General features: G+C 41.9%; 14 protein-coding genes and 1 pseudogene. 2 read left to right on the plus strand and 13 right to left on the minus strand.

Annotated features, from left to right (window positions below; translation table 11 throughout):
• Positions 1-582 precede the first annotated feature (582 nt).
• Both NQ492_RS09510 and NQ492_RS09515 read left to right on the plus strand, forming a co-directional pair.
• Positions 583-2757 (plus strand): PL29 family lyase N-terminal domain-containing protein, encoded by a 2175-nt coding sequence (locus tag NQ492_RS09510; protein WP_231839913.1) that lies wholly within the window; start codon positions 583-585, stop codon positions 2755-2757.
• Positions 2758-2815: 58 nt separating this feature from the next.
• A complete protein-coding gene (locus NQ492_RS09515; RefSeq protein ID WP_015547355.1) occupies positions 2816-3007 on the plus strand; it encodes a hypothetical protein in 192 nt (63 codons plus the stop codon).
• A 1186-nt stretch (positions 3008-4193) separates the two neighbouring features.
• Here the strand turns inward: NQ492_RS09515 and NQ492_RS09520 are convergent.
• The 13 genes and pseudogenes from NQ492_RS09520 to NQ492_RS09580 all read right to left on the minus strand — a co-directional run bounded on the left by NQ492_RS09520 (position 4194) and on the right by NQ492_RS09580 (position 12279).
• Positions 4194-4616: a protein-export chaperone SecB gene (locus tag NQ492_RS09520; RefSeq protein WP_259872897.1), complete on the minus strand. Its 423-nt coding sequence runs from the start codon at positions 4614-4616 to the stop codon at positions 4194-4196.
• 2 nt (positions 4617-4618) lie between these two features.
• Positions 4619-5023, minus strand: a complete 405-nt coding sequence (locus NQ492_RS09525) for a hypothetical protein (RefSeq protein ID WP_015547356.1) — start codon at positions 5021-5023, stop codon at positions 4619-4621.
• A 4-nt stretch (positions 5024-5027) separates the two neighbouring features.
• On the minus strand, positions 5028-5399 hold the full coding sequence (locus tag NQ492_RS09530; RefSeq protein ID WP_157359482.1) for a hypothetical protein: 372 nt from the start codon (positions 5397-5399) through the stop codon (positions 5028-5030).
• A 94-nt stretch (positions 5400-5493) separates the two neighbouring features.
• Positions 5494-5886: a hypothetical protein gene (locus NQ492_RS09535; RefSeq protein ID WP_015547357.1), complete on the minus strand. Its 393-nt coding sequence runs from the start codon at positions 5884-5886 to the stop codon at positions 5494-5496.
• A 328-nt stretch (positions 5887-6214) separates the two neighbouring features.
• The gene (locus NQ492_RS09540; RefSeq protein ID WP_015547358.1) at positions 6215-6964 is read right to left on the minus strand and encodes a hypothetical protein; all 750 of its coding nucleotides are present in this window, start codon (positions 6962-6964) and stop codon (positions 6215-6217) included.
• A gap of 55 nt (positions 6965-7019) precedes the next feature.
• Entirely contained in the window at positions 7020-7301 is a 282-nt protein-coding gene (locus tag NQ492_RS09545) for a hypothetical protein (RefSeq protein ID WP_147619860.1), read from the minus strand.
• A 20-nt stretch (positions 7302-7321) separates the two neighbouring features.
• Positions 7322-7909 (minus strand): hypothetical protein, encoded by a 588-nt coding sequence (locus NQ492_RS16205; RefSeq protein WP_309295492.1) that lies wholly within the window; start codon positions 7907-7909, stop codon positions 7322-7324.
• Positions 7910-7938: 29 nt separating this feature from the next.
• The gene (locus NQ492_RS09555) at positions 7939-8274 is read right to left on the minus strand and encodes a hypothetical protein (RefSeq protein ID WP_014774754.1); all 336 of its coding nucleotides are present in this window, start codon (positions 8272-8274) and stop codon (positions 7939-7941) included.
• Between the two features lie 37 nt (positions 8275-8311).
• Positions 8312-8800 (minus strand): hypothetical protein, encoded by a 489-nt coding sequence (locus NQ492_RS09560; protein ID WP_014774753.1) that lies wholly within the window; start codon positions 8798-8800, stop codon positions 8312-8314.
• Between the two features lie 12 nt (positions 8801-8812).
• The gene (locus NQ492_RS09565) at positions 8813-9106 is read right to left on the minus strand and encodes a hypothetical protein (protein WP_015547359.1); all 294 of its coding nucleotides are present in this window, start codon (positions 9104-9106) and stop codon (positions 8813-8815) included.
• Between the two features lie 467 nt (positions 9107-9573).
• Complete coding sequence (locus tag NQ492_RS09570; RefSeq protein ID WP_259872898.1) at positions 9574-10431, minus strand: PriCT-2 domain-containing protein; 858 nt, start codon at positions 10429-10431, stop codon at positions 9574-9576.
• Between the two features lie 343 nt (positions 10432-10774).
• A pseudogene (locus NQ492_RS09575) lies at positions 10775-11713 on the minus strand (IS256 family transposase, variant Zn-binding type); the annotation flags it as partial.
• Positions 11714-11907: 194 nt separating this feature from the next.
• On the minus strand, positions 11908-12279 hold the full coding sequence (locus tag NQ492_RS09580; RefSeq protein WP_015547360.1) for a DUF6291 domain-containing protein: 372 nt from the start codon (positions 12277-12279) through the stop codon (positions 11908-11910).
• Between the last annotated feature and the right edge of the window lies 1 nt (position 12280).

Consider the following 12280-nt stretch of genomic DNA (forward strand, 5'->3'; position numbering starts at 1 on the left):
GTCGGTCGGTTGGCTGATTATCGGCTACTTGTAATCCTTACGGCTATTACCAAACCGTCAAAACAGATTTTAAGTCGGCATATTCTCGATAATTGAGGGTTGGAATGATTTGCAACTCCCGATTAGAGGGAATATGTCGGCTTATTCTTTATAACGGAATATCCCAACCAATGAAGAACTTTTTAGAACATCAATCTTGATTTTCTGAAAGTTTAGCGCGTTCTTTGTAACTACAATACCCCACGAGTGTTGCGTATTGAGAAACATTTTCTAACTTTGTGGTGCTGTCCCGAATGGGCGGTAACATATTAGTTTAGTGAAAGTGTTTCGCTAATCCTTGTACCGAAATCTGACAGTTTCTACAAAGACGAGGATAACGACAACGCTCATCACCGTGTATAGGCATATATCATCTGATATATTCTATTCGGTGTGGGGTATTGTTTCTTATTCGTCTTTGGGTTTTGTCAGAACCTCGGTACAGATAACGAACAACTCCACACTTTCTTTTTTGTATTTATCCACCGCATAGGAGTTGTACGGTAAAACGTGCGTCACTTGTTTTACTTAAATAATCTCATTATGAAAAAACTATTGGCTTTTGCCGCATTATTTGCGGTGGTTGCGCTCACATCGTGTAAATACGATGATGATGACCTTTGGAACAGCGTTCACGGATTGGAAAACCGTGTCGCAAAATTAGAGGAACTCTGCAAACAGATGAACACCAATATTGCATCGTTGCAGACCATCGTAACAGCATTACAGAACAACGTCTATGTTACGGGGACTACACCTTTTATGCAAGACGGTAAAGAAATCGGTTATACAATTACTTTCAGCAAAGGTAATCCTATTACCATTTATCACGGCAAGGACGGACAAAACGGTGAAGACGGTGAAGACGGGACAACACCCACCATCGGCGTAAAAAAAGATACTGATGGTGTCTATTATTGGACGTTGAACGGTGAATTTATTGTGGTTGATGGTGGGAAAATTAAAGCCGAGGGCAAAGACGGCACAAACGGAACCAACGGCACGACCCCGCAATTCAAGATCGAAAATGATTATTGGTTTATCTCCTACGACGACGGCGATACTTGGACACAGTTGGGCAAAGCCACAGGGGAAGATGGCAAGGATGGACAAGATGGTGTAGGTGGTGATTCGATGTTTTCAGGCGTGGATTATGAAACCAGCACGGACTATGTAATTTTCACTTTATCGAACGGTACGCAAATCAAACTACCCACATGGTCGGCATTTGAAGCCTTACAGCGTCTTTGTAACGAAACGAATACCAATCTTTCAGCCTTACAGACGATTGTAACAGCACTCCAAAACAATGATTATATCACAAGTGTAGACCCGCTGACCGAGAACGGCAAGGTGGTAGGCTACACGATTAAGTTTGCCAAGAGTAACCCGATTGTGATTTACAACGGTAAAGACGGTGCAGATGGAAACACTCCCGTTATCGGTGTGAAGAAAGACACGGACGGCATCTATTATTGGACGCTGGACGGAGAGTTTATCGTTGTGGACGGGCAGAAGATAAAAGCACAAGGGACAGACGGTAATAATGGTGCGGATGGTTCAGACGGTGTTACGCCTAAACTCGAAATTCGAGAGGGATATTGGTGGATTTCCTATGATAACGGAACGAATTGGACACAATTAGGCAAAGCCACGGGAGAGGACGGCAAGGATGCAGACAGCATTAAAATCACGCAGGATGAGAACAATGTTTACTTTGAATTGGCAGATGGTACGGTAATCACGATTTCCAAAACGGGACAATCGGCAGACCCGAATATCATTCAATTTGAAGATGCATTAGTAAAGGCTATCTGTATTACTAATTGGGATAAAAATGAAGATGGAGCCCTGTCATACGAGGAAGCCGCTGCTGTAACAACAATTGGTACAGAGTTCAGCGAAAAAGGGATATATGCATTTAATGAATTACAATATTTTACTGGCTTAACCTCAATTCCTAACGACGCATTTTTGAATTGTAACGAGTTGTTATCAATAAAATTACCCGATAATATTATTTCAATTAATGTAGCTGCTTTTCGAGGTTGCGCTTCTCTGAAAAAAATTCATATTCCTGCAAATGTAGAATCTATTAAGTTGCAAGCGTTCTATGGTTGTATTTCATTGATTTCCATAGATATTCCTGCAAGTGTAAAAACTATTCAAGCTGGTGCATTCTCCAATTGTCGCAAACTGGCATCGGTTACCTTTGAAAAAGGCTCTCAACTCAAAACTATTGGAGAAATAATTCCTTCAAATATAACAAAAGGTGCATTTACTAATTGCACTTCATTGACTTTTATTGAAATTCCTGCAAGTGTAGAAACAATTGAAGCGGCTGCATTTAAGGGTTGCTCCTCTCTGACAACTATAACATTCGAGAAAGATTCACAGTTAAAAATCATTGGTGGGGGTCGTGATGCTAGTGCTTCTCCTGTTACTTATTATGGAGCTTTCTGCAGCTTAAAGAATCTTACGACCTTAGATATGTCCGAATGTACCCAAGTAGAAGAAATCGGAGAAGGAGCATTTTCTAATAATTCTGAACTTCAAATATTTAGAATTGGGACCTCAATACCTCCTACATGCGATAACAATACATTCTATCATATAAACTCTAATTCTGTACTTAAAGTACCGTCAGGGTGTATTAACGCATACAAAGCCGCAAGTGGTTGGAAGAACTTTGCAAGCATTACAGGATTAGATGAATAAATGTTAAACATTAGTCTGCGATACTTCGGTATTACAAAGGTGTATTATTCAATTTGATATGATTCAGTCATTTAAGATGGTCTTTGAGGCCAACCGTATTTCAACTCAAAAAATTAGAGAAATCATTGAAGAATTAACAGAATTGGGAGTATATGATTCTAAAACAGGCATGGTTTCGTATGACAATGATGATAAAGTTTTAGAGCAAAAGATAATTGCAATTCTTGATAATATAGTTCAAAACCATTGATTGCTATTTTTAGGACAGACTTGTGCAAAAGGGTTAATATATAGACCCTCTGCCCAAGTTTGTCCTTTCTATATCACTTGCATATTTCATAAATTTTTCGTATATTTACATCATAATCAAAGATTTAATAACACTATAAATTTTAGCTAAAATGTATAAAACACCAAAAATTGATTGAGAGGCAAAGACGGAAACTGTCGATGATATTCAGTACTCCTATGTTGCCAAATCCGTAACTTACGCACGGGATTGTAATGTCTGCCTATTTGTAGGACGCAAAACAGCAGAACCTACACCATTGAAATTCACTTATTATTTAGAACTCGACATCGCCCCTGAAAAGGATATGTCAATTTGATTCCGCAAACGAGGGCAGGACATAGCAGGATTCTCCTTTCGGTTAGACCCGCAAGATTGAAAAGCAGGGATTCTCGTGCTTCCATGATCCAACCTTATAACATTTCCCAAGTCCAATCACACCCTCAATTTGTTTGAAACCCATATCAAGAGCGATACAGTCGTATTTAGTTACACATCGACGGAGGGGAAACCGAGTTCTTTCAAATTCCCGCTGACTGGATTCAAAGAAAAGTATTTAGAGCAGTTTATATAAAAGATATATCCTCGGCCATACGGTCGGGGATTTTTCTTTATAGCAATCAAAGCTACTGAAAATTGCTGAAAACAGACGAACGGCGAGAGGGGAAAATTTTTCGCCGATTTTTTAGTATCTAATGATGGCTTTTATCTATGTATCTATAAGATATACAGCTAATTCACCTATTTATTAATCAATCATGGTTTCTGTAACTGTGTAAACCAACGTGTAAACCGCAGAGCATTCGTGTTTGTAAATTACTGTATAATAGCAATTTATTTATTTTGAGGAACGTCTGGGGGGCGTGTGGTCGCTGGTTCGAATCCAGTCACCCCGACTGATGGAAAATCCTTGATATTCAATCGAATATCAAGGATTTTTCTTTTGTGATGTATGGCCGGAAAAATGGCGGTGGTACACAAGTGGTACATAAATGGTCGCTATTCGAAAAATTTCACTATCCACCATCAAACTTTGATTTCTATGAATCACAGTATTTTAAGTCGCGTATATGAGTAAAAGGGATAGTTAATCTATTTAGCTATTGTTGAAAAAAATGCGAGGCCTTAAAAAAGGCCTCGCATTTTTTTATTTAGACAAAGTATTGTTTTTTAGTTGCCCTGCCAATTTGCTGAGATTTAATGTTGGCAACATAATAGGATTAGTCAAGCCCGATAATGTAGATAAGGTAGCTATATATGCTCTAATATAAGGGAATAATATAGCAGGTGCATTAACATAGAAATAGTTATCTAATTCTGTATTATTACATTCTTTATCAAATTCATAACGAGCAACAGCCTCCGTTGTAACTTTTATAGATTTATCTTTATTTGTTATTGAGACTTTCATATACAATGTGAACGCGCATTCTTTGACAAAATGCTCTCCATTTAGGTCTATTTTTAATGACATTTCTGGAGAAATAATAGATTCCCCTTTTATATCAATCGTTGATTTGCGGATTGTAAATCCGTTAAAACGAAATTTAGCAATTGATGTGTTATCCATAATTAGGCTGCTAATGCATAGGATGATATTAGTTCTGTATAATCATTCTTTGAGATTTCATTAAATTGAGGAATATCTAAGATATCGTAATTAAACCTCATTTCAGAATCTTCTGTTGTATTTATAGAAGTCAGACGGAGAACGACCTCTTTTTCGTTAATAGATATATATGGTACTGCTTGTGTGAATAAAATGTCGTAAATACCAAATTTCTTACCTATTTCCTCTATTAAATCCTTTTCTAAAGAATGGAATAGTGGATTGTTTTCATATGTGTAGGTAGGTTCTACGATTATAGTATGATAATCTATTGCTTTTTCGTAGACATAAGTTAGATTAATATCTTTTACTAAATCTCTTATATCAATGAGCTTTTTACTTATATATGTTTTGATAACCTCAATCATGTTGTTAAACTAATGTGTTAAGAATTTCTTTTGTCATTTTTTGTGCCTCAGTCGCTTCTATTTGCGAAATAGGGTGATTTTGATAATCTGCTTTTTTTCGCAATCGCTTTAAACTACACATTAAATGTCTGTATTTAATAGTATCTGTAACGCAATTTTCTGTTGAGAAAATAACAAAATTATGAGTGTCGGTTTGCTGTTTTTTAACTTCTTGGTCTTGCTGGTCATAAGAAAGCCCGCCAGATTCCATTAATTTTCGTTTAGAAAGTTGTAAACTTGCATAATAGGAACAGTGGATTGATGATGCATACATAGCATTCGCAATTAGTAATTCTGCAGCCTTTAGATTCTCTTGGGCTTTTGCAAAAATATACATCTTCTTTAAGAATTTCTCAAATAGAAGGCAAATATAATAACAAAAATTGGAATTTGTACATCATCAATGATATTTATTGATCTTTACAATATTGTTACTTTGCCGATGTCCCGATCAGCAACAGTATCGAATAGTCGGTTTCCGCCAGTTTTGCATCCGTACCGCAACCCCAGACGATATTTACCTGCGGGGCAAATTCGTGGATGACGGTTAAGAGGCTGCATAGGTCGTCGAAACTAATTTCCGATGCGGGATGATAGCTTACTTTTACAATCACGTCGAGGTCAGCTCCTGTGTGTAGGGCTTCCAATTCGGTGCGGAGTCGCTCCGCCAAGACGGGCATTGCACCCTCGACCGTAATTAGGGCACAAGATGCCTCGCTATTCAAAATGCGGTCGAAATCGTTCCGGACGATTTGCACCATGTCGTCTTCCGATGCGCTGAATTGGGTGTCGAGATAGTGTCTGATTTCTTCTTTGGTTTTCATGTGATTTTGTTTTTGGGTAATACATTCTGGCTGTGAATACGCAGGTCGATTCAGCCGATATGTACTGGAGACCATCATTGCGGCTTGCTTATTTAAGCCCTATACATTGGCTCGAAACAGGTGGTTAATGAATTTTATCGAGTCCCCGACTACATGAGCCGTAATCGCATCGCAGTATCTTCTGTCGGGATTTAACAAAGCGACCTGCCGGGTTGCGGCAGGTCGGGACAACTAAGAATGGTCGGGATAAAGACTCGGAAAGGATGTGGATAACAACTTATAACTATGTGCTTTATCCTCGACCGGAATTATATACGAGAAATTAATTTTATTCCCAATTGCCAATATCATTATCGGCTTCATCTGTCGAGCCGAATTTGATGCCGGGATAACGGTCGGAAACATTTACTTCTTCATCAATTAGATTGATTATTTCCTGCTGGTATTTAATCGTATCGAGGAAGAGTTTGTAGGGGGCACGAACTTCTATGAAAGGGCCGGTACGATTAGAGGATGTCTTGGTAAATCCGGTTTCCAAGATAAACTCGTTGTCGGAATTGGGAATGTAACGGAGTTGCTCGATGTCGCATCTTAATTCGGTTGGATTTGCATGAAGAAATCTCTCCAATTCGTCGAAATCTTCGGCATAACGCTGATATTCGGCTCTGAACGCACGCTGAGCGGTGCGGACATCCTTGATGCGTTCGATGACCTGTGCTTTGCGTTCTTTTAATTCGTTTTCAAAATGGATAGGTGTTGATATTTGGGGACTCATAGTACTTATTGCAGCAAATAGAATCGGCAATAGAGAGATGATTAATCCTGCTATTGCTCTGCCCTTGGGGTTAATGCGGAGGCCTATAATAGAAAATATTAGTCCCAATAACCATAAATTCCCTATTAAGACTGGTAAAATAAGTGTGAAAAACAGACTCTTATCGTTTAATGAATTTATGATGTACCCTTCGAAAGAAAATAATATGAACGACATAAGGACTAATACAAGTCCGGCTGTTCCAATGCGATTATTTTGTATTTGAGTCTGTTCATTATTGTCTGAGCTAATAGTTGTATTCATGGGAAAAGATTATAAGTTGAACGTAAGAACGCTGCGGCATACACTAAAGGTGCTATTAATATTCTTCATGAGAGAGGTAATAATAGACAAAACAAGAGCCGATTAAGAATAGTAACAACATGACTGATGAAATAATTATTCCTGCCGTTGTTAGTTTCGTTTGACGATAAGTTGCTCCAATGCAGGAAATAATAAGGGATGCTGGCGATATGACACCACTTCCAAGAATTGAAAAAAGAGATAGTATAAATCCTAATTTACCCATGTTATACATTGCTTTTTCTGTCGCTTGGGTTGATGTTAAATTTGCTGAAATATTGTTTGTGATTCTTTGCATATAGTTAATTTTTTTATATATTACAATAAAATTGAGGCTATACCGGCAAGGGTTCCGACCAGTGCAACTAAAATAATCAGGTCGATTATTGAAATGATAAAGCCCGTAATCGCTAAGCCTCGCGGGCTTTTGAATATGCCGATGAAAGACAGTATGAATCCCAGAAACCAAACCACCCAGCCTACTCCCGGGAACCATGATAGAATCAGGGCGATAAGAGATAAAACGAATCCGGCGGTTCCTGTCCCGTTAGATTGACGAACGGGCTGCTGAATGATGATCGTCTGGTTATGATCTGTCGGTGATGTGGTTCTCGGATTCGTGGTCGGGCAGATTGGATGCCCGCATTTTAGGCACGACGGGGCGTAACGGGATATTTCCGTCCCGCAGGCCGGGCAATGAATCAATAGCGGTTCTGGTTGTGAGGTTTCGACTGTCGGCAATTCATCCGGTGCCTGCGGAACTTGGGACGGAGCAGTGGGCGAAATAGGCTTTTTACGCAAGTATCGAAACGTGAAAACGAATAAAAGAATGATGATGATTGTAAATACAATGCCGCTCACTCCACCGAGGTATTCCTGCCATACAGGTGAGTAAAATTCTTCCATAATTTTATTATTAGATAGTAAAGGTAGTGTTACATGGTTGTTTTTCTCCAAAGCGAAGTCGGGGTTTCTTCTCCGTTCATGTTTGTAGACGTAACTTCTCCGATCTTTTCAATCTGCAAATCCCTGCTGTTGTGACCGAGATAGATGCCTATACGGTTTGCGATGATTACATTACGATTCCGGATGTCGCCTTCGTCCGCATGTGCGATCAGCATACGTTCGTAATAGTCTCTGAAATCCTGCGGAAAAGGATTGGTGATCCGGTGCGAGTCAAAGGTAGGTTCGGCAATGTTCTCGTAAATGTACTTGTGCAGCGCATCGTTACCTAATTCTTTGAGGATCACATAAGCAGTAATTCTTGTCATGGTAATAACCGTTTATTTATCAATCTTGAGGATAATTTTAATTGTTTTTCTGCGCTTTCTCTCTACGTCGGGCCTCTCGTTTGGCCTGACGTTCGGCTTTGCGGCGTTCCTTTTCCGTCAAAGCGGGCGTTTCGGAATAGGTCTCCGTGACGATGCTATTATCTTGTTGGGTCGGGGGCGTGGAAACAAGCGGCTCTTCCACCTCAATATCATCATCGAAGGATGTTTCCGTTATGGGTTCGACTGAGGCTTCTTTCTGCGGCTTGGATGCGGTGGTTGAAGTCGGTGCGGAAACACTCGGATGCGAACTTTTCGGGACATAGGGCGGTGATTGGACTTTTACTTCGTCCAAACGTTGCGGTTGTTCCGTCCGGCTCTCGACGGCTTTCGGTTTTTTGTCTTCCTTACATGATTTGAATCCGCCGCACAGTCCGATGACAAGAGCAATAATTATCGTCGCTACGATACTACCGCAGCCGAACTTAGATTCTTCCTCGACCTCCTCTATTATGAATTTTCTGCCCATATTGTTGAAATGTTAAAGTTTGATCCACGTGCGATTTTTTGTTGGATTGCGGTTGTCGCTCTGCCTCTGCCGAATATCGCCTTTTTGAAGTAGATCGGTTCGGCCGGAAAGATACCATCGGGCAACCCAAGTATGGATAGCTCGATAAGAGCTGCTTCTTCGTAGCACGGTTGCATATTCATTGGGGAATAACAGCCTGAATGCTGTAATAAAATCGTTGGAATCGAACTCGCGGCCGAGCTTTCCGAGGATTTCGTGGATGTGATTATCCAAGAATGCCTGTAAGGTGTCCTTGTAATAGGTCATAGCAACAAGTTTTTATGTTGCCATCCGGCTCCTGTATGGCTGGGTTAGTAGCAAAAAGAAAGCGTGGAGTCGATTTCGTCTATCTAACGGAAGGTTGTAGCAGAACCCATGTAAGAATAAACGAGGCAATACCCCACGCTCGAATAGATATGGAATATGGGCGCACCGAATGCGCCCTGCCATGATCTAAACAAGAATGAGTGCTGTTCGTCGTCCTCTTACATGTTGAAAACTGCTACATTTTCCGTCAAGGACAGTGCGAAAACACTTTCAATATGTCCGCCGCAGTCCTTGCGGACGTAGGCAGAGACAAAGTTAGAAATTATTTTCGCTCGAACAACACTCGATGGGGTATTGCTGTATAAATTTCGGTGGAATCGGCTTCGGGATTCTCTACGTTCCGAGGCCATCATAAAAAAAGCCGAAACCCCTCGAAAAGGTTCCGGCTCGGCGTGCAGGACGGCGGGCTACTTGAACGTCACCCCGTGTTTCTTGCAAATCCATAGAAAGGTCTCGATCCCGATTTTTCGGCTCCGCAGACATTTGGCGAACTGCTCGTCGCAGTCGGTCGGGTAATACTTCTTGGAGTGCATGCTGACCAGATGAAATAGCCGCAGCCCCTCCTCCTTGCCGTATTCGTGTGCCAAGGCGCATCCGATGCAATACCAGTCGTGATAGTCGTCGGTGATATCCTTCTTCTTTTCACGGATTTTCTTGATTAATTTATAGACCTTTGCATCGAGCAGCTCCTTTTCCCGGGCCGTCCGGACTTTGGCCCTTGCGGTTCTTTCTTTCAGCACGCCCCGATAAGGCTTCGCGTGCGGATTGATGTATGGGTAGGCATCGTAACTGGCTCCCCGCAAGCGGCAGACATCGCAACACCCTTGGTCGGCGACGAGCCCCGTTTTCTCGTAGATCTCCCGAACCAGAGCGTCGAATTGTGCCAGGTGCATGTCCGGGTGAGCGATGCGGAAAATCAGGTACAAGCCATTCCCGCTGATCGACATACTTGCACACAACAAGCTGTCGAAGGTCTTGGCGACGAGTCTCTTCTTATCGAACCACTCCAGTCCGAATACGCCGTTGTCCTTGTGGTCGATGTCGATGCATATGAACCCGGTGTGCTGAACCAGCCCGTCACGGCTCCGAGTCTTGAATATCCCGCTGGGAGTGATGCACGGCAGGTTGCGTTTAATTCGTTGGCGAACCTTCTCGTTGGAGGTCGTGCGGAACGCGATAACCTGCTCCTTGAATTTGGCAGTCTTACACCACTTTATCAGGTCAACATCGCCGAGTGGTTTCTGTGCGAAGTAGTTCTCGAACACGGAGACCCTGATCTGAGGGAGTTCCGGGGGATTCGAACTGACTGTTTGCCTTTCTATGTACCCATTGTCATAGGCGTATAGGTCATTTCGGGTGCTAAAATCGTTGTAATACTGGTGTCTGTCAGTATGATATGACCATTCAAAACTTTTGAACACATATTTGATGCGAGCGCTTTCGCTCTATAGGTCAAAACGGGTGCTGAAAATGGCACCCGTTTTTGGTGGATTCATCTGTATTTTGTTATTTTGCATTGCGGCTTAAAGCGTAACGGAGCTCTGCTGGGGAGCACCTCCGCCAGGAATAAAGCCGTCCAATATGCATAATGCGATTCAGGAGATGGCCTTAGCGGTTGTCTCCTTTTTCATTATGCAATTTGGCATATGCCAAGAAAAACCCGTTCATCATCCGCTTGCGGTTTTCCTCAATCATTCCCGGATGATTCCGCAAGGCTTTCTTCATGTCGGTGAATGTGCCTTCGATCATATTGTTTGTGTTGGGCATACCTCTGACTTTCTCGTATGTAAACAAAAAAGGAAGGTAGGTCGATATGCTGACCATGGCAGATCTGAGCCGTTGATGGGTATATATCGTGCGTCCGGTAATCTCGTTGACCGTCTTTTCTTTCAGGAAGTCATGCCATTTCCTCTTCCATTTCTCAAATGCACTGACGAATGCACTTTCATTCATGTCTTTTAGACGGTATGCAAGATCCAATAACTCCTTTCCTGCCTCAAGTTGCGGATTCTTGGTCAGTTTTCTTCTTATTATCGCCACCATGTGGAACTGGCACATCTGTATTCTGTATTCCGAAAGGACGGTAAACAGCTTTTGAAAACCATCAATGACAATCCCCTGAATGGCATACCCGCATCCTACTATATGTTTCACAGCGTCCTCGTAATCACTGATGTGCTCGTGGGCGATATGCTTCATGTAAAGAAGTCTGCCGCTTCCGCTTTCCAGAGCCAGCAGCACTCCTGTATTGCGCCCAAAATACGTGGCGTCGAGATGTATCACACCGCTTCCTTTGATCCTAGGCTGTTCCCAGCTGAACGAAATGGAGGCAAGCCGACGTGTCACGGTCGAAGCACTGAGACCTGTAGTTTCACTGATCTGGGCTATTGTCTGCTTGCCGTGCAGGTACATCTCCCAGATGTCTTCTTTTGTAAAATCACGCCCGCCGCTGAAGCGGCGTCCACAAACCATGCACTTGTATCGTTGGACGCTTTTGCGTTTTCCGTCCTTCTTTACAATGGGGGAATTGCATGTCGGGCATTTTTTTGTTCATAATGCAATTTCTATATTTTCAAATGCCAAAATATACTGAAAATCAAATAGAATGCCACGCTATCGGCACCCGTTTTGACCTATAGCGTGGCGTTTTCCTGTTTTTGAGGCGTTTCAGCACCCGTTTTGACTAATAAGTCTTGTCATATTCGTTTTCTTTCATGTTAGAATTATCTTTTAGGAGCGACCTATTCATATTGTATATCGTTGAGTATTCGTAGATTGTCATTTTCTTCGTCTTCGGTTTTTGTGAAAAATTTGTTGAGTTCTTCGTCGTTATTCTTTTTGATTGCCTTCTTTTTGTACTTTGCTTGCCGTTTCCGTTCGTTGGCATCCAGCTGGGGACGGATCAGTATGAAGGTTCGCATCTGCTCCCCGTTGAGATCCGTCGGTTCCTCGCCGTAGAGAGCATATCTCATAATCACATCATAGAGGTGTAATCTTGCCCTGTTCTTCATCGAGGCCAACGCTTCATAAAAGGTACGGTAGAAGATGAACCCTTCACGGGGCGGAACCTCCGGGTCGAATGCGGGCTTGGTCGTTGTTGTTTCAGTTTTCATG

Origin of the sequence: Alistipes shahii WAL 8301, from assembly GCF_025145845.1 — a bacterium.
GTDB classification, from domain to species: domain Bacteria; phylum Bacteroidota; class Bacteroidia; order Bacteroidales; family Rikenellaceae; genus Alistipes; species Alistipes shahii.